Here is a 20,870-nt window from a genome sequence, read left to right as displayed (position 1 = left end):
GGAAAAGGTTCCGTGACTGATACAGGCGACGAATTGCAGGCTCAGAAGCAGCAGGCTCTTTCGCCGCGTCAGAACGATGTTCTGGAGCAGGCGTTGCGCCTTCTGGTGGAAGGCGGGGATCGCGCTTTGACGACGGCAAGTATTGCACGTGCCGCCAACTGCTCGAAGGAAAGCCTCTACAAGTGGTTTGGCGATCGTGACGGTCTGCTGACGGCGATGGTTCGATGGCAGGCATCGAAGGTCCGCGTCGTGCCGCTGACACGGGAGAAACTCGACGCGGAGTCCCTGTTTTCCAGTCTGGAACATTTCGCGCGCGACTGGCTGCTGGTGTTGTCGGGAAAGACCTCGATTGCACTGAACCGGCTGGCAGTGAGCCATGCGGCATCCGGTAAATCGGCGCTTGGCGATATCGTGCTGGCGAATGGTCCTGTGGCCATGGCCAAGCGCCTCAATCCCATTCTTCATATGGGGCAGGAGGCGGGATTGCTTGCTTTCGACGATGTTGACGAAGCGTTTCGCACGTTCTTCGGGCTCGTCGTCCGGGACATGCAGATACGGTTGCTGCTTGGCGACCGTCTGGAGTTGACTGACGACGTGGTTATCCGGGACGCCCGGCGGGCCACCAAGCAGTTTTTTGCCCTCTATGGGGCCTAATCACATCGGCGGACGCAAGAAAGCCGAAGAACAATCTGAACGAAGGGAATAAGGAAATGCGCGTTTACTACGATCGGGATGCAGACGTTAACCTGATCAAGTCGAAGAAGGTGGTTATCGTCGGTTATGGCAGCCAGGGCCGCGCCCATGCGCTCAACCTCAAGGATTCCGGTGCGGCTAACGTGCGTGTGGCCCTTCGTGAAGGTTCCGCGACGGCAAAGAAGGCGCAGGCTGACGGCTTCGAAGTCATGAACGTTGCCGATGCTGCCAAGTGGGCCGATCTCATGATGATGGCAACGCCTGACGAACTGCAGGCTGACATCTACAAGGAACACATTCACGACAATCTTCGTGATGGTGCCGCCATCGCGTTCGCCCATGGCCTCAACGTTCATTTCGGCCTCATCGAGCCAAAGAAGTCGGTTGACGTCGTCATGATCGCGCCGAAAGGCCCGGGCCATACGGTTCGCGGCGAATACCAGAAGGGCGGCGGCGTTCCGTGCCTTATCGCCATTCATCAGGATGCTTCGGGCAATGCTCATGATCTGGCGCTTTCTTACGCGTCAGGCGTCGGCGGCGGCCGTTCTGGCGTCATCGAAACCACCTTCAAGGAAGAGTGCGAAACCGACTTGTTCGGCGAACAGGCTGTTCTCTGCGGCGGTGTTGTCGAGCTGATCCGCACCGGTTTCGAAGTTCTGGTTGAAGCCGGCTATGCGCCGGAAATGGCTTACTTCGAGTGCCTGCACGAAATGAAGCTGATCGTGGACCTGATCTACGAAGGCGGCATCGCCAACATGAACTACTCGATCTCGAACACCGCCGAGTGGGGCGAATACGTCACTGGTCCGCGCATCATTACCGCCGAAACCAAGGCTGAAATGAAGCGCGTTCTGAAGGACATCCAGACCGGCAAGTTCACCTCGGACTGGATGCAGGAGTGGAAGGCCGGCGGCGCACGCTTCAAGGGTATCCGTCGTCTCAACGACGCTCACCAGATCGAAGAAGTTGGCGGCAAGCTGCGCGCCATGATGCCGTGGATCGAAAAGAACAAGCTGGTCGACAAGGCTCGCAACTAAGCTCCGGCTTCCACAATTCGAGTAAGGGGGCGTTTCATGCGCCCCCTTATTGCTTGGTGCGGAGGAAGGCTTGCGTGTTCCTCGCGAACGAAAAGAACTCAAAATCTGCGCCAGCTTTTTCGTTTCATGCACTTTGGGAGCCAAAACAATTCCGAATATCTTTATTCCATAGAAGCATGGGGAAAGCTGTTCTCGTCTGCCCAAAAGTGCGCTAGAGCTTCATATCCAATAGCCAAGTTTTGAGGAGACTTTGCTGTTACAAGTTCCGTAAAATGTACGGATAGTCTAATTGAGGAGATTTCCCGTGTTGGACTGGGAAAATGTATTTGCAACGCGCTCGAAACGTATGCGCGCATCGGAAATCCGCGAACTGCTGAAGCTTCTGGAACGTCCCGATATTATTTCGTTTGCGGGCGGAATTCCTGATCCGGCGCTTTTCCCGCACGAAGAATTCCAGGCGGCCTATAAGGACATTCTTACCGGCCCTGAAGCCAATGCAGCGCTGCAATATTCCATTTCGGAAGGCTACAAGCCGCTGCGTACCTGGCTGGTCGGTGAGCTTTCCAAGATCGGCATTCCCTGCACGGAAGACAATGTGTTCATCACATCGGGTTCGCAGCAGGCTCTCGATTATCTCGGCAAGCTGTTCCTGTCGCCCGCCGATACGGCGCTCGTGACCGCCCCGACCTATCTGGGTGCGCTTCAGGCTTTCAACGCATATGAGCCGAATTACGATATACTGGCGATCAAGGGCAATCGCACGCCAGAATCCTATGCGCAGGCAGCGGAAAAAGCTGGCGGTCAGGTGAAGTTCGCTTACCTGTCTGCTGATTTCAGCAATCCGACCGGCGAAACCGTCGATCTTGCTGGCCGCGAGAAATTGCTCGCGCAGGCGGACGAACTCGACATTCCGGTGATCGAAGATGCAGCCTACCAGTATCTTCGCTACAATGGCGATGCGATTTCGCCGATCCTGGCGCTCGACATTGCGCGTAACGGCGGCGATATCGAGAAAACCCGCACCATCTACTGCGGTTCCTTCTCCAAGACACTGGCGCCGGGTCTGCGTGTCGGCTATGTGGTGGCGTCAAAGCCGGTCATTCGCAAGCTTGTTCTGATGAAGCAGGCAGCGGACCTTCATTCATCCACCATCAACCAGATCGCCATTCAGCGCGTAGCGAGTGGGGGATTTGATGCCCAGGTGGCGAAGCTGCACAGGGTCTACAAGCATCGTCGCGACAAGATGCTCGAGGCGCTGGCGAAGTATATGCCGGAGACCGCAAGCTGGACGAAGCCAGAGGGCGGCATGTTCGTCTGGGTTACGTTGCCGGAAGGCATGGATGGTGCTGCACTTCTTGCGGCATCTATCGATAGCGAGAAAGTTGCATTCGTTCCGGGCAGGGCGTTCTTCGCCGATGGCAGCGGAGCCAACACGCTGCGTCTCAGCTATTCCTGCGCCAATGACGAGATGATCGATGAAGGCATAAAGCGACTGGGTCGCCTGATACGCGCCCACACAAAATCTGCCGCTGCCTGATCAGCATAAAAGCCGGGCTGTGACCCGGCTTTTCCTTTTCTAGAAAGGCGAATTGCAGCCTGTCCTTGGACCGGCCAGTGGCTGGTATGTATTGTCGGATGTTCGGTAGCTGCGATAGCGGTTCGAACACCACTGGATATGGTTGCTGCTCGGGCTCGCACCTGCAGTCGGCGGCTGCATTGTACGACGATATTGCAAAGCGTCGCCGTTCTTGTAATTCAATACGCCGTGCTCGGTAATATAAGTTCCGCTTTCCCGGCAAAGCGTTGAGCCATAGCAATTGCGGGCGCTCGGATCGGTACGATTGGCTCCCGCCTGGCCGCCGATAATCAACGGACCGCTTGGCTTCAATGAGGGAAGATACTGGCTGTTGCGCAGCTCGACGGCTGAAGCCGCACTCGCAATACCGGCAACAAAAAGTCCCGTCAGTATCGTCAGGCGCAGAATTTTTCCTATCATCTCGGCTCGCTTCAATTCCTGTGTTTCGCATATATGGGTATTTTCCATGCCCAAATCACGGTTTCAGCAGAAATTTATTGGTTTCGGAATTCATGCTCTTGCCAATCGCCCGGCAAGCGGAGAGATTGCGAAAAGATGTTTACCATAGCCACTTTCAATGTCGAAAATCTGATGCGCCGGTTCGATTTTTCCGGCTTTCGCAATGAATTGCATCAGGATCGCACCTTGCAATTGTTCGAAATCAGCGATGAGGCGCAGTATCGCCTTCTCGAACAGGCACGTGCCATCGCGCATGCCGACGATACGCGACAGATGACGGCCCTTGCTATAGCCGAAACGCGGGCCGACATTCTTTGCTTGCAGGAGGTGGACAATCTCGCTGCGCTCAATGCGTTCGAGTATGGCTATCTTTTCAAGATGATAGGCCATGGCTTCCGGCATAAATATCTGATCGACGGAAACGACAGCCGTGGCATCGATGTTGCCGTTATGATGCGTGACACGACACGGGATGGACAACCCATCGAGGTCGATGAAGTTACAAGCTACGCTTATGTAACCTATAATGATTTTGGTCTTTATGAACCTGCCATTGGTGAGCTGGGCCTTGAACCCCATGACCGCATTTTCAAGCGTGATTGCCTGAATGTGGATATTCGCATTGCAGGAAAGCCCATATCGCTTTTTGTGACACATCTGAAATCGATGACGGGTGCCCGCAACGGTTTTGACGGACGGACAGCATCTCTGCCGGTGCGCCGCGCGGAAGCGCGAGCGATACGCCGTATCATCGAAGACAAGTTCGGGCCCAATGTTGCTGAGCGCCGCTGGTTGATCTGCGGCGATTTTAATGATTATCGCGAGCGGATCATCATCGGCGGCGATGAATGGAACGGCTATCAGTTCACGCCGACAGTTGAAGAAGAAAGTGCGCTTGATGTGCTTTTAGGAGATGGGTTTGCGGTCAATCTGGTTGATCGCAGGCCCCTGATGGACCGCTGGACGCTTTATCACACACGCGGGCCACAGGAGCGCCATCTTTGCCAGCTCGATTACATCATGGCATCGCCTTCATTGGCGCAGAAGAACGAAAAGGCGGTTCCGAACATTATCCGGCGCGGGCAGCCTTGGCGGACGATCTTTCCGCCCGGCCAACAGGTCGACCGTTATCCGCGAACCGGATGGGATCGCCCGAAAGCAAGCGATCATTGTCCAGTCGCGGTGACGCTGAATATGGTTTGAGTGATGGAACAGGTTCTGGAAAATACCGTCTACGTCATCGACAGTGCCAATGTCCGGGTGCTGCCCGGTCGTTTGTCGTATGCCGAGCAAAATAGCGAAGCGATTGCACTGAATTGGTCACGCGAGCAGGCTGCGAAACCAACATTGTTCGATGGCGAGTTCTATCTTGCTCCGCAAGCTGAATTGGCCGGGGGCCTATTTCAAGCCGGTTTTCAGCGCACCAGCTTCAAGACCCTGATGCACTGGCGGCACGATGCATCGCAGGTGCGACCGTGGCATATTTTCGGGGTCGGTGTGATTGTCTCCAGTGAAGGACATTTGATCGCCGGACGTATGAGCGCACAAAACGCGGGAGCGGGAAGGGTCTATTTCCCAGCTGGTTCGGTGGATGATAATGACATTGTCGATGGATATGTCGATTACGACGCCAACCGGTGGCGCGAAGTGCGGGAGGAAACCGGTCTCGATCTTCGTGATGCCAGAGCAGAGCAGCAAATCAATCTTGTGACTGGCAACCGTAGCGTAGCTCTTTTCCGCCGTTATTATTTCGATGCGCCGTCAGCAGAGCTTGTATCGCAGATTGAACAACATCTTTCCGCAGAGGCAGAACCGGAATTGTCGGAGATCATGCCGGTGACGACTGCAGGGGCGATGGGCGAGGCCACGCCGACTTATGTGCGAGCCTTTGCAGACTGGCATTTTAACAATCTCTAAAGCTTGGTCAGACTTGCAGATGACAGCGCGGCGAAATTGGCTATGCTCGCAAATAATGCGAAGCACGAAGCATTGAAGTGACACAATCTTCGCAGTCTGTCTCATGAGCATGTTCGAGGGGAGAATGAGGGATGAGTGACGCCGCAGTTTCCGGCAGATTTTACGAGGTTTTCGACGTTTTCGCCGACAAGGCTCTGGCTGGAAATCCGCTGGCTGTCGTTCATGACAGCGAAGGTCTGAACGATACGAGCATGCAGGCTATCGCACGCGAGTTCAATCTTTCTGAAACGGTGTTCATTTTTCCGCCGAGCAATCCGGCGCATGAAGCAGCGGTGCGTATCTTCACGCCTGATTATGAGCTTCCCTTTGCCGGGCATCCGACGGTAGGGGCGGCCGTGTCGCTGGCCCGTCGTCGCGCAACGGGCGACGAAACGGACAGGCTCGTCGCTCTGGAAGAGAAAGTCGGTATTGTTCGCTGCGGTGTCATACTTGGCGAAAATAGCGCTTTTGCCGAATTCGATCTGCCTCGTTTGCCAGAGCGCCTCGACGTCAAGATCGAAAAGGAGGAAGCGGCGGCTGCGATCGGTCTGGGTACGCATGAGATCGGATTTGAGAACCACGTGCCAGCTGTATGGAGCGCGGGCACGCCTTATCTGCTTGTGCCAGTGCACAATCTGATTGCAGCGGCGAAAGTGTCCATTGATCCGGTCTATGTCAACGAGAGCCTGCCGCATGTCGATGGCCGACCCTTGCCAATTTATGTCTATTGTCGGGAAACGATCCTGTTCGACAGCAATTTTCATGCACGCATGTTTGTAACGGGTGCCAATGTCTATGAAGATCCCGCTACCGGTTCTGCCGCCGCAGCCTTTGCAGGTATGATTCAGAAGAACGACAAGCCCGTTGATGGCAGCTCTCAGTGGTGGATCGAGCAGGGTATGGAAATGGGGCGACCTTCACGGATTCGTCTTGAACTGGACGTTGCCAAACAGCAGCTCACCGGCGCCCGGATCGGAGGCACAGCGGTCAAGATCGCGGAAGGGCGCATGTTCGTCTGATAAAATTACCGCCCCTTGCGATTTGACTACGGTCAAGGCTGGAACTCCGCCCTATGTTAACCTGTCGGCAGACAAGCGAACGGCGGAGGTGAGCCATGATGATCAGGGAAATGTCGGAATACGATATCCGGAACATGATACAGCACACCCAACTGGGACGGCTGGCTTACGTTCTCGACAATCGTCCGTTTATCGTGCCGCTCAGTTTCCGGTTCAGCGGCGGCTCGCTCTATTCCTTCACAACGGATGGCCAGAAGACCGAGGCTTTGCGCAAGAACGATGCCGTTTGCATTCTTTTCGATCATATTGAATCCCGGACCAACTGGCGCACCGTGGTGCTGAACGGTCGATATCGGGAGATCGAACGCGAAGACGAGAAGAACTCGATCGTCGCGCTCATGGCTTCGGAGCCGACCTGGTGGGAACCCGCATACACAAAAACGGTTGCGAAAGACGGGCACGAACGCAAACTTGCACCCGTCTTTTTTCGCGTTGATATCGAAAGCGCGACAGGGCACCAAACCGGCTGAAATGATAAGCCGACATTTCAAGCCGTTTCGATTTTGAATTACTTTACCACCAGAACCGGTGTGTTGCTCCGGGTCAGGACTTCATAGGTCTGGCTGCCTAGCAGCATTCCTTTGAGGCCGCGGCGTCCATGGGAAGCCATGACGATGAGATCGTTGCGCAATTCTTTGGAGGTCTCGATGATGGATGTCGCCGGGTGCGGGGCGACCACATGCAGCGTATGAATCTCGAGCTCCGCATCCTTCGCCAATTCGCGTGCGCGGGCGAGAGATTTATCGGCGTATTCGTTCCATTCCTGTTCGAAGCGCTCGATGAAGGCCGGGCTGTCGGTCCAGCCGCCGGGAAGGCCGGAAACGGAATAGGGGGCAGTGACGGTCAGCACCGTCACCTTCGCGCCGACACTATGCGCCAGTTTAAATGCATGGGCGAGACCACGCTCCGCAAACTCCGATCCATCGGTCGTGACGAGAATATTCTTGTACATGCTGCCCTCGCTGTTGGTTTTTCATCTTTAAGCTAGTGCGTTAAAGCGCCATATCAAACCCTTGCTGGACAGGTTATTTGGATGGAACGATTTCATGCCCCTCGACTGTGACGCATTTCACGCTAGCTGGATAGCGACGGTTCTCAACCTCGATTGGCCGTCGCGAAGTTCAGCCCGCATTGAGGACGACTCCGAGCGTATAAAGCGTCAGAAACAGGAGTTGGTGCGGCTTTTCGATGAAGCGTCAGAGCATGGCATCAACGCTGTCATCTTTCAGGTGTCACCGACTGCCGATGCGCTTTACCAGTCATCCTATTTGCCATGGTCTTCCTATCTGACTGGAACCCTCGGCAAGAATCCGGGCTTTGATCCGCTGAAATTTGCTATTCAGGAAGCGCACAAGCGCGGCATAGAATTGCATGCATGGCTGAACCCCTATCGCGTTTCGATGGATACAAAGCCGTCAACGCGCAAGGAGTTGCGAAATTCGTCAAAGGAGTCGCCAGCCAGTGTTTATAAAACCCACCCTGATTGGGTTGGCGTATCGGCAGATCGTTATGTTCTCGATCCCGGCATTCCGGCGGTTCGCGCGTGGGTGACGAATGTAACGGCGGAGGTCGTGCAGAAATATGATGTCGATGGCATCCAGTTCGATGATTATTTCTACTATGAAACGGCATCGTCGCAACTTGATGACGCCAAATCATATGCGCAGTTTGGCACACGTTTTTCGAGTAAATACGAATGGCGTCGCTACAACACTCATACGTTGGTGCGGGAAATTTCCGACAAGATAAAGTCTATCAAACCAAACGTTCGTTTTGGCATCAGCCCGAGCGGTGTTTGGCGCAACGTTGCAGACGATCCGCGTGGTTCTGCGACGAAGGCCGGCAAAACCAATTATGACGGGGACTTTGCCGACACGCGGCGATGGGTCAAGGAAGGACTAATCGACTATATCGCGCCTCAGATTTACTGGTCTTTTGGCCGCAAGGAGGTGTCCTACGGGACTATCGCCAAATGGTGGGCAGAGACGGTTCGGGGGGCAAAGACCGATCTTTATATCGGCCTGGCACTTTATCGGGCCGGTTCGGGGACGACGCTCGAGCCCGGATGGCAGGCTGGCGATGGCGTGACAGAAATCAAACGTCAGCTTGAACTCAATGATTCCCTGCCGGAAGTGAAAGGGAGCATTCTATTTCGTCAGGGTTTCCTTTCCGATCCCAAAGTCAAAGGTGTTTCGGACTATCTGAAAAAGACATGGGGCAAGTGTGATCGCCGAAAATGACGGAAGCAACGGACAATTATCCGCAGGAATTGCCGCTTGTTTGATTGAAATCAAAGAGCCTCGTTTGAGCGGGTGCTAACCAGCCATCGTTGCCGGTTTCCACCAGAGCTGGTGACCCGGGGTGCCGAGGCCCTACTCGAATGGCACCCCGGCTATATCAATCTGTCGAGCGCATGAGCGCGATCTTTCTGCAACGTCGCCTGTCGACAGCCAGCGGGTGCTGTCGGCGTTGCTCCCCTCTGTTTCATCAAACCAGCACCCGCGCCCAATCTTTGAAAATAAGTATTTTAAAGCGTGTCGCGTTTTATCGTAGTCATATGACACGCTTTAAGTTTTTGTTTTCATGCATGTCTTTTTCCCAAAACCGGTTCCCATTTTTTGGGAGACATGCATTGGTAGTCTTGATCTTGATCAAGGCTGGCAACCGTAACCGTGGTTAGAACAAGCTCAGCCGGGAGTTTGCGATTCACAATCGCTTCCCCCAATTTCACCGGTTGCTAAATGAAAAGGTAGTTCCATATTTTCCCAGAAGGTTCCGGCGGATGCCGGAGGCGGGGCGGTGGGAACAATGAACCCTTGCAGACAGCGACCGCTCGCCGATGCTTCGTTCGAAGACGGTGTTGTGACGCGACGTTGGTAAAGGGTGGTTCATATGGCATTCAACCGCAAGCAATTGATACTGGCTGGAGCGATTATCGTCCTTGCTGCAGGCGGATATTATGCCTGGAAAGCATTTAATGGCGATGGATTGCCGGACGATATCGCCAAGGGCAATGGGCGTATAGAGGCGGTTGAAATCGACATTTCGACAAAGAGCCCGGGCCGCATTCGCGAAATTCTCGCGGATGAAGGTGATTTTGTGCAGGAAAACGACATTCTTGCACGCATGGATACAGATCAGCTGGAAAGCCAGCGCAAGCAGGCGGAAGCACAGTTGCGCCGGGCCGAGATCGGTATCGAAACGGCGCGCAGCCTTGTCACGCAGCGCGAGGCCGAGCACACGGCTGCCGAAGCAACCGTGGCACAGCGCGAAGCGCAACTGGATGCTGCTCAACGCCGCCTGGTTCGATCTCAGCAGTTGACGCAATCACGCACGGTATCTCAACAGGTTCTCGACGATGACCGCGCGACCGCGCAGGGCGCAGAAGCGGCTGTCGGCGCAGCCAGAGCGCAGCTTGCCGCCACTGAGGCAGCCATAGGTGCTGCAAAGGCACAGGTCGTTGATGCCGAGGCATCGGTCGAAGCCGCCAAGGCGGCAATCGCAAGCATCGAAGCAGATATCAACGACGCCACTTTGAGAGCGCCGAAGCCGGGACGTGTCCAGTACCGCGTCGCCCAACCGGGGGAGGTGCTTTCTGCGGGGGGCAGGGTGCTTAATCTTGTAGACGTGAGCGACGTTTATATGACTTTCTTCCTGCCGACGGCGCAGGCAGGGCGGGTGGCCATGGGCGCAGATGCCCGGATCGTTCTCGATGCCGCACCACAATATGTCATTCCCGCAAAGATCAGCTTTGTCGCCGATGTGGCCCAGTTTACGCCGAAGACCGTTGAGACGGAGGAAGAGCGCCAGAAGCTGATGTTCCGCGTGAAGGCGAAGATTCCGCAAGAACTTCTCCAAAAATATATACAGCAGGTGAAAACGGGTTTGCCGGGCATGGCCTATGTCAAGCTTGATCCCGATGCCGTTTGGCCGAAGAATCTTGCGGAAACCGTGCAATGAAGGATGATCCCGTCAAAGCTGGCGCCAATGACCACAGCTTTGTCGTCCGGGCGCAAGGCGTAGGACTGTCCTACGGAAAAACGCGTGCACTGCGCGAGGTCAATCTTGATATTCCTGCCGGCTGCATGGTCGGCCTGATCGGGCCTGACGGGGTGGGAAAATCGAGCCTGTTATCGTTGATCGCCGGGGCGCGAACGATGCAACAGGGCCGCATAGAAGTCCTTGGCGGGGATATTTCGGACAAGCGGCATCTTCAGTTCGCTTATCCGCGCATCGCCTATATGCCACAAGGGCTCGGGAAGAACCTCTACCCCACGCTTTCGGTCTTCGAGAATATCGATTTTTTTGGACGGTTGTTCGGGCATAATCGAAAGGAGCGCGAGCGGCGTATCGCCGATCTTCTGGGGCGCACGGGCATGTCGCCCTTCGCAGATCGTCCGGCTGGCAAGCTTTCAGGCGGCATGAAACAGAAGACAAGTCTCTGTTGCTCGCTCATCCACGATCCTGACCTGCTTATTCTAGATGAACCGACAACCGGCGTTGACCCATTGTCCCGACGCCAGTTCTGGGAGCTGATTGACGATATTCGCAAGGATCGTCCGGGAATGAGCGTCATCGTCGCGACGGCCTATATGGAAGAGGCCGAGCGCTTCGACTGGCTTGTAGCTATGAATGACGGGCAGATTCTGGCGGCGGGTACGCCGCAGGAATTACTGCGGCGCACCGGCACGCCGAATCTGGATGCTGCCTTTATCGGGCTTCTGCCGGAAGAATTGCGAAAAGGTCATCAGGAGATCGAAATCCCGCACCGTGATTTCGGTGCCAATGCTGAAATCGCCATTGAGGCAGAACACGTCACTGTTCGTTTTGGCAATTTCACTGCGGTGAATGATGTAAGTTTTCGCATCGCGCGCGGTGAAATCTTCGGTTTTTTGGGCTCCAATGGTTGCGGCAAGACCACAACAATGAAGGTGCTGACCGGGTTGCTGCCTGCCAGTGAAGGGACAGCGAAACTGTTCGGGCGCGAAGTCGACCCTAAGGATATCGATATACGTCGCCGTGTCGGCTATATGACGCAAGCATTCTCACTCTATTCGGAACTGACGGTTCGTCAAAATCTGGAACTTCATGCCAAGCTCTTCGGTATGGAGCCGGTATTGACCGAACAGCGTATCAAGGAATTGAGCGAGCGTCTGGACCTAACCAGTGTCATGGATGCGTTGCCGGATGCTATGCCGCTTGGCATCCGCCAGCGCCTGTCATTGGCTGTGGCCTTGATCCACTCGCCCGACATTCTCATTCTTGATGAGCCCACATCTGGTGTGGACCCGGTGGCACGTGATGCTTTCTGGCAAATCCTCGGCGATCTGTCGCGCAAGGACAATGTGACGATCTTCGTTTCTACCCACTTTATGAATGAAGCAGAACTTTGCGACCGGATTTCGCTGATGCATGCTGGTAGGGTTTTGATCAGCGATACGCCGAAGGCGATTACGGAAAGTCGCCATGCGGAAACTTTGGAGGAGGCCTTCGTAGCCTATCTTCAGGATGCGATTGGCGAGACAGAGCAGCCCGTGCAAGCGCCAGCAGCACTGCCGGATCAAACTGCAGAGATAGATGAACTGCCTCCAAAGAAAGCTTCAAGCTGGTTGCCCGACTTGCGGCGCATGCTGGCCTACACGCGTCGTGAGGCGCTGGAACTGAAACGTGATCCGATCCGCGCTACGCTGGCGATCCTCGGCAGCGTTATCCTGATGTTCGTTATCGGCTATGGGATCAATCTGGATGTCGAGGATTTGAAGTTTGCGGTGTTGGACCGTGACGATACGACGATCAGCCGCGATTATACGCAGCAGATCGCCGGTTCGCGCTATTTTTCCGAACAGCCTCCCTTGACCGACTACGACGATCTGGACCGGCGGATGCGTGATGGCGAGATCAGTTTGGCTATCGAGATACCGCCGAATTTCGGCGCAGATGTCATGCGCGGACGCCCGGTCGAAGTCGCGGCCTGGATCGATGGCGCGATGCCAACGCGGGCCGAGACAGTCAAAGGTTATGTCCAGGGCATGCATGCCAGCTGGCTGGCACAGAAGGCCCGCGAGCTTTATGGCAGCGCGGCGAGCAGCGGCAGTTTCAATCTGGAGATACGCTACCGGTATAACCCCGATGTGCAAAGCCTCGTGGCCATGGTCCCGGCGGTCATTCCGCTGCTGCTTCTCATGATCCCCGCGATGCTGGCAGTGCTGAGTGTCGTTCGCGAAAAGGAATTGGGTTCGATCATCAATTTTTACGTGACGCCGGTGACGAAATTCGAGTTTCTGTTTGGCAAGCAATTGCCTTACATCGGATTGGCGTTTCTCAATTTCCTGATGCTGACAGCCTTTGCGGTCTTTATTTTTCGGGTGCCGTTTACTGGGAGCTTCCCTACTTATGCGTTGGCCGCGCTGCTCTACGTCATGGTCGCAACCGGCATGGGGCTGGTTCTGTCCACCTTCATGAACAGCCAGATAGCCGCGATCTTCGGAACCGCGCTTCTGACCCTCATTCCGGCTGTACAGTATTCTGGTATCATTGATCCCGTATCGTCGCTGCAAGGCGCGGGTGCGTTTATCGGCAAAATCTATCCGGCGACCTATTTTGTAACCATCTCGCGCGGCGTTTTCTCCAAGGCACTGGGGTTTGCTGATCTCGCGGGTTCGTTGTTGCCCCTAGTGATAGCGGTGCCGGTACTTATGGCGCTCGCCATTGTTCTCCTCAAGAAACAGGCGAGCTAAGATGCGGATATCCAACATATTCCAGCTTGGCGTGAAGGAACTGCGCGGTCTTGCGCGCGATCCGATGTTGCTGATCCTGATCGTTTATGCCTTTACACTTGCCATCTACACAGCGTCCAAGGCGATGCCTGAAACCCTCAACAATGCGGCGATAGCGATTGTTGATGAAGATCAGTCACCGGTGTCGAGCCGGATAACAACGGCTTTTTACCCGCCGTATTTCGTGCCCCCGAAGCTGATTTCGTCCTATGAAATGGATGCCCGGATGGATGAAGGGCTTGATACATTTGCACTGAACATACCGCCGAATTTCCAGCGCGATCTTTTGGCTGGCCGTTCGCCGACAATCCAGCTCAATGTCGATGCGACCCGGATGAGCCAGGCCTTTACCGGTGGCGGCTATGTGCAGTCGATTGTATCGAGTGAGGTGAGCGAGTTTCTCAATCGTTATCGCGGTAGCGCGCAAGCGCCGGTGGAACTCAATCTTAGGGCGCGATTCAATCAGGATTTGAACAAGGGTTGGTTCGGCGCGATCAACAACGTGATTTCATCCGTAACGATGCTCTCGATCATCCTGACAGGTGCTGCCCTTATCCGAGAACGCGAACACGGAACCATCGAGCATCTATTGGTGATGCCGGTGACGCCCGTTGAAATCATGGTCAGCAAGATATGGTCTATGGGGCTGGTCGTGCTGGTTGCTTCTGCTTTTGCACTGGTCTTTGTGGTGCAGGGCCTGCTTGCCGTTCCGATCTATGGGTCGATATCGCTGTTTCTCGTTGGCGCGGCACTACAGCTTTTTGCGACGACCAGCCTTGGCATTTTTCTGGCAACGGCGGCTGGTTCCATGCCGCAGTTCGGTATGCTGCTGATGCTGGTGCTTTTGCCGCTGCAGGTGCTTTCGGGAGGGACAACACCCCGCGAGAGCATGCCCGAGATCATCCAGACAATCATGCTGGCCGCGCCGAACACGCATTTCGTCATTCTGGCGCAATCGATCCTGTTTCGCGGAGCGGGACTGGGCGTCGTCTGGCCGCAATTTCTGGCTCTCATCGTCATTGGTTGTGTGCTGTTCTATTTCGCGCTCCAGCGTTTTCGCGCATTTCTGCGATAGGAAAATTCTTTGAAAACAGGAGGCTGAGTCCATTCCTTGCGAATGTGATTCAGTTTTCTGTGCCGGATTGCGCTTTAGTTGAGTTGCGAATCCTTAACCATGTTGCTATCGCAGTTCTCAGGAAACGGTTCCGCTGTTCAGGCGGATGAAAAGGGAACACGGTGAAGCCATTCTGGCCGATGCCGCGACTGCCCCCGCAACTGTAACCGGAGAGCTATCCTCCACAGCCGCGCAAGCGGTGAAAGCCACTGAAAGCAAGCGTGCGATCGGGAAGGCGGAGGTAAGGCGATGACCCGGAAGTCAGGAGACCTGCCGTATCCTGTCACCCATGCATGGATACGGGGTGTGTCCAGGCGCGGCTGTCCGTGGCGGTGACATTGTTGAAATGTTGCCGTCGGGAAGAAGGGCGTTTTGCGCCACGATCACTTCAACCTGCGGTGCGAGGAAAAGCCGGATCTCCGGTTCGGCGGGTTGAGGAAAAATGCACCTTTTGAAATCATCAGTTCTGCTGGCATCGGCCAGTATTCTTGCGCTGTCATCCACGGCATCGGCACAAAATCTGCCGGACGGCGATGACGTTGTGGTTCTCGACACAATCGTGGTCACACCATTGCGCCGCGCGTCTTCGCTCCAGCGCTCGACATCGTCCGTGACGGTCATCGATTCAGCGGATATCGAGCGTTCAGCCGCTCCCGATCTGCAATCCTTGCTGAAATCCTATAGCGGCATCTCCATAAAGACGAATGGCGGGCAGGGCGCATCTTCGGATATTTATATGCGCGGCATGTCGTCCAAGCAGACGGTCGTGTTAATTAATGGCGTACGCACCGCATCGGCTACGTCCGGTTCCACGGCGCTTGCGAATATTCCCTTGAGCTCCATTGATCGCATTGAGGTCGCAAAGGGTGCCCATTCTGCGCAATATGGTGCTGATGCGATGGGTGGGGTAATCAATATCATCACCAGGCAAGGTGGAGCTTGCGGTGAGCGCTCCTGGTGCGGCAGTCTTTCTACCGGTGTCAGCCATCCCTGGGGCGGGTATGTGTCCGGGTCCGTTCAGGGGCGAAGCAGCGACGGCATCGACTATGCTTTTGGTGCGGCGATCACAGGCACGCAAGGCTATGATTTCACGACGCCGGACGCTTATGGCCATGAGCCGGATCGCGACGGATTTCTGCAAGGATCGTTCAACTTTGCGCTGTCGAAAGATTTCGACTGGGGCAAAATCTATGCCGACGGTCTCTTCAGCCGGGGACGGAACCAATATGATGCCAAGGCACCATCTCCGAACCAGGCCGACAGCACGGCATTTGCCGGCAAGCTTGGAACGCGCATCGATCATTCAGCGGATTGGTCGTCTACGCTGGAATTCAGCACCGGCGTTGACAGCAGCCGTAATTTTCGCAAGGGCGTGAACGGGTCTGACCGGTTTGAAACCAAGCGTTATGGGGTCTTTGCGTCGACCGAGAAGAGTTTCGACACAGGCAATGCCAATCATATCGTGACTGCTGGTGTGGAAGCCTATCGGGAGGAGATCAACACCACGGTTGCCTATGATGAAACCAGTCGCGATCTGGCTGCCATATTTGGCCAGTACTCGCTGGAATACGAGGCGCTACGCGTCGATAGCGGACTGCGTTACGACCACAACAGTCAGTTCGGTGATGTCGTGACCTACAATCTCGGTACGAGCTATGAGGTTTTGCCGGATCTGGTTTTGCGGTCATCCTATGCCACGGGTTTTCGGGCCCCGACGTTCAACGAACTTTATTATCCTGGTTTCGCCAATCCCGATCTGCAACCGGAAAAGTCCCGATCCTATGAAGTCGGCTTGAACTGGCAGGCTACGGCTTCGACCAGTCTCGATATGGCATTTTATCAGACGTGGTTGCGCGATGCCATCATGAGCACGGCGCCATCCTATTTGCCTTACAATATCGCCAGTGCGAAAGTTACCGGATTCGAGGCCACGCTGGCGCATCGTTTTGATGATCGCTGGGGCGTCAAGGGCTCGATCGATCTCAAACAGCCAGTCGATGAGGATACAGGTAGGGACCTTCCTTATCGTGAACGTTTCAAGGCTGCGGCCGAGATCAACTTCATGCCGATTGAAAAGCTCGATCTGACGGCAAGATTGATTTATGGCGGTTCGCGCTATGCCGATGCTGCGAATAGCAAGAAGCTGGGAGACTATGTGACCGCTGATTTCGTGGCACTTTATTCCATCGACAGCCAATCGCAGTTGAAGCTCTCGGTCGAGAATATCTTTGACAAGGATTATCAGACCAGCTCTGGCTATATTGCACCGGGACGTACCATCAATATCGGATTGACCCGGAATTTCTGAGGCTGAACAGAGAATGAAAAGGGCATCCGCACAATGGATCACCAGCTTCTGCCTCGCGGCGGGGCTGGCCCTTTTTGCTCGAAATCCAGCAGACGCGGCGGAAAATTCCCAACGCGTCGTTTCCATCAACGTATGTACCGATCAGCTGGCATTGCTGCTGGCAGATGAGGGGCAGCTAGAATCGGTTTCGTACTTGTCGCAGGACCCGGAGCTGTCCGTCATGGCTGCGAAAGCCCGTAAGATGCCGGTCAATCACGCACAGGCGGAGGAAGTCTTTCTGATGAAACCTGATCTTGTGCTGGCGGGAACCTTCTCATCGAGGGCAACGGTTGGGCTATTGCGGAGGCTTGGCGTTCGTGTGGAAGAGTTCGCACCCGCCCGCTCATTCGGGGATATAGAAGTTCATCTGCGTCGCATGGGTGAGCTGCTCGGAAGACAGGTAGAAGCGCGCAGGGAAATCGATAAAATGAAAGCTGCCTTGGCGGCAATTCGGCCTCCTGCTCGCCACAAGACGGTCGCACTTTATTATGCCAATAGTTACACATCAGGCCGGGGAACGCTGGTCGATGAAGCTGTGCGCCTTGCAGGGCTTGATAATCTGGCCGACAAGGCAGGCGTCAGTGGTTCTGCTCCGCTATCGCTGGAAAAGCTGGTGCTTGAGAAGCCGGACATTCTGGTGCGCAGTTCCAGGGATCGTGCGCCTGCGCTGGCTTTCGAGAATTTCGAGCACCCGGCATTGCGGGCTTTGGAAAAACAGGCGAGGGCGGTGACGATAGCAGATAATCTGACCGTGTGCGGTGGGCCATTCAGCGTCGAAGCCGTGGCAGAACTCGCGGAGGCGGCGCGTGACTGAACGGAACCGCTTCTATCTTCTGCTGGTCGGGCTCGCCCTGCTCGTGGCTTTGCTTTTCGTGGTTTCGTTGCTGACGGGTCCCGCTGCTATCAGTATTGCCGACAGTCTCAAGGCACTTTTCGGCAATGACAGCGAAATGATCGTACTGGTCATGCGCGAAATTCGTCTGCCCCGGGCATTGCTCGCGCTCCTTGTCGGAGCTTCGCTTGGATTGTCCGGTGCTGCCTTGCAGGGCTATTTGCGGAACCCGCTCGCAGAACCCGGTTTGCTGGGGGTGAGCGCCTCCGCGTCATTTGGTGCTGTCATCGCTATCTATAGCGGCCTGTCGCTTCTGTTTCCGCTGGCTTTGCCGCTGCTCGCATTGGCAGGCGCTTTTGTCTCGGTGTTTCTCGTCAAGCTTCTGGCGGGGCGCAATGCCGGTACGCTCGCCGTCATACTGGCTGGCGTCGCAGTAACGAGCCTTGCCGGTGCATTGACGGCGCTGGCGCTCAACCTTTCGCCCAATCCGTTTGCGGCAATGGAAATCGTCTTCTGGATGCTGGGATCGCTGGCCGACAGATCAATGACCCATGTGGTTCTCGCCGCGCCGTTTATCCTGATTGGCTGGGCGTTGCTGCTGGCGCTCGGGCGGTCGTTGGACAGTTTGACATTGGGTGCGGATGCTGCGGCCACGATGGGCGTCAATCTGGCTCGCGTGCAACTCTTTGCGGTGCTGGGAACCGCAGCTTGCGTGGGGGCTTCCACTGCTGTTGCCGGTGCAATCGGTTTTGTGGGACTGGTGGTCCCGCATCTTTTACGTCCGCTGGTTGGTGCGCGCCCATCACGATTGCTGGTTGCCAGCGGAATGGGTGGCGCCGCATTGTTGTTGGCGGCGGACATCTTGGTGCGCATTGTCATGCCGGGACGGGAACTGAAACTGGGCGTCCTGACCGCGATCATCGGTGCGCCCTTCTTTCTTTGGCTGGTGTTTAAATACCGGAGGCAGCTCATATGACATCGCTTTCGGTAAAAAATCTTTCCGTTACGCTTGGCGGCAAGGTGGCACTCAACAATGCAAGTTTCGATATTCATGGTGGTGAATTCATCGGGCTGATCGGACCCAACGGTGCCGGAAAAACGACATTGTTGCGCGCCATTCTGGGACTTGTGGCTTCGCGGGGCGAAATTTCCCTTCATGGCGACGACGTTCGCCAGATGAGCGCTTCGACAAAAGCGCAGAGCCTTGCCTATTTGCCACAGGAACGTGATGTGGCGTGGCCAGTATCCGTGGAAATGCTCGTTTCGTTGGGGCGCTCAGCATCGAAGCCGGTTTTTGCGAGCCTGAGTACGCAAGACGAAACGCTTATCGAGAATGCGATGCAGCGCATGGACGTGACCCGATTTCGGGAAAGGTCGGCGATGGAGCTTTCCGGCGGTGAACGCGCGCGTGTCTTGATTGCGCGTGTTTTGGCGCAGGATACGCCCGTAATACTTGCCGATGAACCGGTGGCGGGGCTCGACCCCTCACACCAGCTTGGATTGATGGAAAGTTTTGCCGCACTCGCGAAGGAGGGAAAGACCGTTGTTGCTTCATTGCATGAGTTGAGCCTTGCGGCACAGCATTGCACTCGGCTTATTCTGCTCGACAAGGGACGTATCGTTGCGGACGGAGCGCCGATGGAAGTGCTCACGCCGCAACTGCTGCACGATGTCTACGGAATTAGGGCAAAAATCATGACTGTGGATGGCGAGTTCATCGTCCATCCGACCTCCCGTATAGGCTAGATATTTTTCCACTGGCGTTCGGGGGACGAAGCATAGATCGTTTCGACCGTCTTCTGGACTTCATAACCTTCGCGGAAGTCGGCATGGTTGCTCTTCTGTCCTGCAATGGCAAGCAGGAAGTCGCGGACTTCGATCGTCTTCAGGTCATTGAAGCCGATCTGGTGGCCGCCTGCCACGCAAAATGCTCCGTATGGTTCGTGTTCAGGTCCGGCGAAAATCTTGCGGAAGCCTTGTTGTCCCTTCTTGTCGGAGAAAAGAAACAGATCGAGTTCATTGAAGCGCTCTTGCGAAAAGAACAGCGACCCTTTCGATCCGGAAATCTCAAAGTCGTGCTGCATCTTGCGGCCGCTGGCGATCCAGCTTGCCTCCAGTGTGCCGATCGCTCCGTTTTCGAAACGTACGAAGGCACGAGCAACATCGTCCACCTTAACGGGTTTCATCTGCGAAAGGTTGGAGCTATCCGGGCGCTCGCCGATGATTGTGACCGCATCCCCCATAACGGCTTTGATCGGTCCAACGAGATAGCGTGCAGCGGCGATGATATGGCTGCCGATATCGGCTAGCGCACCGCCGCCGCCCGCCGGATCAAGCCTCCATGTCCAGGGAATGCGAGCATCGGCCATGAAGTCTTCTGCATGGATGCCGCGAAAATTGCGGATTTCGCCCAGTTCACCGCTGTCGATGATCTCTTTGGCCAGTTTTATCATCGGGTTTTTCAGATAGTTGAAGCCAACGGCTGTCTGAATGCCCATTCTTTCCGCCGCAAGCGTCATTTCGAGGCATTCGGTGGCGGTTGGCGCAAGCGGCTTTTCGCAATAGACGTGTTTGCCTGCTTCAATGGCGGCAAGCGCCATTTCTTTATGAAAACGGTTTGGCGTTGTGATGTCGATGAGATTGATATCCGGGTTGGAGATCAGCGTTCGCCAATCGCCGGTAGCATTCGCAAATCCGAGTTGTCTTGCGGCTTTTGCCGCTGTTTCAGAATTTACGTCGGCCAATGTATGAAGCTGGACATCAACCGGTAAGTCAAAGACGCGGTTGACGTTTGCCAGTGCAAGGGCGTGCGTCTTACCCATGAAACCGGAGCCGATCAAACCTGTTACCACTAGCTCAGCCTTGTCAGCCATCACCAATCCTCCTGAAACGATGGTCGCAGCGCCTGGCGCTGCGCAACTCCTTTGGGAAATAAGCATATCGTTGGCAGCTTATGCGATTGACATGGGCTAACAGAAATGGAATTATAATTCCACGAGAA

The 20,870-nt window shown here is 55.3% G+C and carries 18 protein-coding genes and 1 riboswitch; of the genes, 15 read left to right on the top strand and 3 right to left on the bottom strand.

Features of this window, described 5'->3' with window-relative positions; genetic code table 11:
• Positions 1–12 precede the first annotated feature (12 nt).
• From AC0TOF_RS20150 to AC0TOF_RS20140, 3 genes are all read left to right on the top strand, one after another.
• Positions 13–654 carry a TetR/AcrR family transcriptional regulator gene (locus AC0TOF_RS20150; RefSeq protein ID WP_122000463.1) on the top strand — a complete coding sequence of 214 codons (642 nt, stop codon included), beginning with the start codon at positions 13–15 and terminating at the stop codon, positions 652–654.
• A gap of 56 nt (positions 655–710) precedes the next feature.
• Positions 711–1,730, top strand: coding sequence for a ketol-acid reductoisomerase (ilvC, locus tag AC0TOF_RS20145; RefSeq protein WP_104755923.1), 1,020 nt, complete (start codon positions 711–713; stop codon positions 1,728–1,730).
• 304 nt (positions 1,731–2,034) lie between these two features.
• Positions 2,035–3,267, top strand: a complete 1,233-nt coding sequence (locus tag AC0TOF_RS20140; RefSeq protein ID WP_473769575.1) for an aminotransferase-like domain-containing protein — start codon at positions 2,035–2,037, stop codon at positions 3,265–3,267.
• A 39-nt stretch (positions 3,268–3,306) separates the two neighbouring features.
• Here the strand turns inward: AC0TOF_RS20140 and AC0TOF_RS20135 are convergent, their stop codons facing one another.
• The gene (locus tag AC0TOF_RS20135; protein WP_473769574.1) at positions 3,307–3,726 is read right to left on the bottom strand and encodes a BA14K family protein; all 420 of its coding nucleotides are present in this window, start codon (positions 3,724–3,726) and stop codon (positions 3,307–3,309) included.
• Between the two features lie 135 nt (positions 3,727–3,861).
• Here AC0TOF_RS20135 and AC0TOF_RS20130 point away from each other — a divergent pair, with 135 nt between their 5' ends.
• From AC0TOF_RS20130 to AC0TOF_RS20115, 4 genes are all read left to right on the top strand, one after another.
• A complete protein-coding gene (locus tag AC0TOF_RS20130) occupies positions 3,862–4,968 on the top strand; it encodes an endonuclease/exonuclease/phosphatase family protein (protein WP_473769573.1) in 1,107 nt (368 codons plus the stop codon).
• Positions 4,969–4,971: 3 nt separating this feature from the next.
• Positions 4,972–5,682, top strand: a complete 711-nt coding sequence (locus AC0TOF_RS20125; protein ID WP_473769572.1) for an NUDIX hydrolase — start codon at positions 4,972–4,974, stop codon at positions 5,680–5,682.
• A gap of 131 nt (positions 5,683–5,813) precedes the next feature.
• Positions 5,814–6,740, top strand: coding sequence for a PhzF family phenazine biosynthesis protein (locus AC0TOF_RS20120; RefSeq protein ID WP_473769571.1), 927 nt, complete (start codon positions 5,814–5,816; stop codon positions 6,738–6,740).
• Positions 6,741–6,835: 95 nt separating this feature from the next.
• Complete coding sequence (locus AC0TOF_RS20115; protein ID WP_473769570.1) at positions 6,836–7,270, top strand: pyridoxamine 5'-phosphate oxidase family protein; 435 nt, start codon at positions 6,836–6,838, stop codon at positions 7,268–7,270.
• Between the two features lie 38 nt (positions 7,271–7,308).
• On the opposite strand, the gene AC0TOF_RS20110 is transcribed toward AC0TOF_RS20115, so the two are convergent.
• Complete coding sequence (locus AC0TOF_RS20110; protein ID WP_473769569.1) at positions 7,309–7,752, bottom strand: universal stress protein; 444 nt, start codon at positions 7,750–7,752, stop codon at positions 7,309–7,311.
• A gap of 94 nt (positions 7,753–7,846) precedes the next feature.
• Here AC0TOF_RS20110 and AC0TOF_RS20105 point away from each other — a divergent pair, with 94 nt between their 5' ends.
• From AC0TOF_RS20105 to AC0TOF_RS20070, 8 genes are all read left to right on the top strand, one after another.
• Positions 7,847–9,040, top strand: a complete 1,194-nt coding sequence (locus AC0TOF_RS20105; protein WP_473769568.1) for a glycoside hydrolase family 10-like protein — start codon at positions 7,847–7,849, stop codon at positions 9,038–9,040.
• A 652-nt stretch (positions 9,041–9,692) separates the two neighbouring features.
• Positions 9,693–10,760, top strand: a complete 1,068-nt coding sequence (locus tag AC0TOF_RS20100; protein ID WP_473769567.1) for an HlyD family secretion protein — start codon at positions 9,693–9,695, stop codon at positions 10,758–10,760.
• Positions 10,757–13,537: a ribosome-associated ATPase/putative transporter RbbA gene (rbbA, locus tag AC0TOF_RS20095; protein WP_473769566.1), complete on the top strand. Its 2,781-nt coding sequence runs from the start codon at positions 10,757–10,759 to the stop codon at positions 13,535–13,537. Before AC0TOF_RS20100 ends, rbbA begins: the two co-directional genes overlap by 4 nt.
• A gap of 1 nt (position 13,538) precedes the next feature.
• Positions 13,539–14,651: an ABC transporter permease gene (locus AC0TOF_RS20090; RefSeq protein ID WP_122000473.1), complete on the top strand. Its 1,113-nt coding sequence runs from the start codon at positions 13,539–13,541 to the stop codon at positions 14,649–14,651.
• Positions 14,652–14,759: 108 nt separating this feature from the next.
• A riboswitch (cobalamin riboswitch) is annotated at positions 14,760–14,982 on the top strand.
• A 150-nt stretch (positions 14,983–15,132) separates the two neighbouring features.
• Positions 15,133–16,998: a TonB-dependent receptor domain-containing protein gene (locus AC0TOF_RS20085; RefSeq protein ID WP_473769565.1), complete on the top strand. Its 1,866-nt coding sequence runs from the start codon at positions 15,133–15,135 to the stop codon at positions 16,996–16,998.
• Between the two features lie 13 nt (positions 16,999–17,011).
• A complete protein-coding gene (locus tag AC0TOF_RS20080; RefSeq protein WP_473769564.1) occupies positions 17,012–17,851 on the top strand; it encodes an ABC transporter substrate-binding protein in 840 nt (279 codons plus the stop codon).
• On the top strand, positions 17,844–18,845 hold the full coding sequence (locus tag AC0TOF_RS20075; protein ID WP_473769563.1) for a FecCD family ABC transporter permease: 1,002 nt from the start codon (positions 17,844–17,846) through the stop codon (positions 18,843–18,845). The genes AC0TOF_RS20080 and AC0TOF_RS20075 overlap by 8 nt, the downstream gene beginning before the upstream one ends.
• Positions 18,842–19,615 (top strand): ABC transporter ATP-binding protein, encoded by a 774-nt coding sequence (locus tag AC0TOF_RS20070; protein WP_473769562.1) that lies wholly within the window; start codon positions 18,842–18,844, stop codon positions 19,613–19,615. The genes AC0TOF_RS20075 and AC0TOF_RS20070 overlap by 4 nt, the downstream gene beginning before the upstream one ends.
• Here AC0TOF_RS20070 and AC0TOF_RS20065 read toward each other — a convergent pair.
• The gene (locus AC0TOF_RS20065; RefSeq protein ID WP_473769561.1) at positions 19,612–20,742 is read right to left on the bottom strand and encodes a Gfo/Idh/MocA family protein; all 1,131 of its coding nucleotides are present in this window, start codon (positions 20,740–20,742) and stop codon (positions 19,612–19,614) included. The two genes, AC0TOF_RS20070 and AC0TOF_RS20065, sit on opposite strands and share 4 nt — an antisense overlap.
• Between the last annotated feature and the right edge of the window lie 128 nt (positions 20,743–20,870).

This window comes from Ochrobactrum sp. PL_is501 (assembly GCF_055816895.1).
This window is presented reverse-complemented; position numbering and strand designations above follow the sequence as displayed.

Bases quoted from the DNA above. Each gene is read 5' to 3' on its own strand.
- AC0TOF_RS20130 (WP_473769573.1), top strand. From the start codon at position 3,862: ATGTTTACCATAGCCACTTTCAATGTCGAAAATCTGATGCGCCGGTTC.
- rbbA (WP_473769566.1), top strand. From the start codon at position 10,757: ATGAAGGATGATCCCGTCAAAGCTGGCGCCAATGACCACAGCTTTGTC.
- AC0TOF_RS20135 (WP_473769574.1), bottom strand. From the start codon at position 3,726: ATGATAGGAAAAATTCTGCGCCTGACGATACTGACGGGACTTTTTGTT.
- AC0TOF_RS20065 (WP_473769561.1), bottom strand. From the start codon at position 20,742: ATGGCTGACAAGGCTGAGCTAGTGGTAACAGGTTTGATCGGCTCCGGT.
- ilvC (WP_104755923.1), top strand. From the start codon at position 711: ATGCGCGTTTACTACGATCGGGATGCAGACGTTAACCTGATCAAGTCG.
- AC0TOF_RS20070 (WP_473769562.1), top strand. From the start codon at position 18,842: ATGACATCGCTTTCGGTAAAAAATCTTTCCGTTACGCTTGGCGGCAAG.
- AC0TOF_RS20105 (WP_473769568.1), top strand. From the start codon at position 7,847: ATGCCCCTCGACTGTGACGCATTTCACGCTAGCTGGATAGCGACGGTT.
- AC0TOF_RS20115 (WP_473769570.1), top strand. From the start codon at position 6,836: ATGATGATCAGGGAAATGTCGGAATACGATATCCGGAACATGATACAG.
- AC0TOF_RS20090 (WP_122000473.1), top strand. From the start codon at position 13,539: ATGCGGATATCCAACATATTCCAGCTTGGCGTGAAGGAACTGCGCGGT.
- AC0TOF_RS20110 (WP_473769569.1), bottom strand. From the start codon at position 7,752: ATGTACAAGAATATTCTCGTCACGACCGATGGATCGGAGTTTGCGGAG.
- AC0TOF_RS20120 (WP_473769571.1), top strand. From the start codon at position 5,814: ATGAGTGACGCCGCAGTTTCCGGCAGATTTTACGAGGTTTTCGACGTT.
- AC0TOF_RS20085 (WP_473769565.1), top strand. From the start codon at position 15,133: ATGCACCTTTTGAAATCATCAGTTCTGCTGGCATCGGCCAGTATTCTT.
- AC0TOF_RS20080 (WP_473769564.1), top strand. From the start codon at position 17,012: ATGAAAAGGGCATCCGCACAATGGATCACCAGCTTCTGCCTCGCGGCG.
- AC0TOF_RS20125 (WP_473769572.1), top strand. From the start codon at position 4,972: ATGGAACAGGTTCTGGAAAATACCGTCTACGTCATCGACAGTGCCAAT.
- AC0TOF_RS20100 (WP_473769567.1), top strand. From the start codon at position 9,693: ATGGCATTCAACCGCAAGCAATTGATACTGGCTGGAGCGATTATCGTC.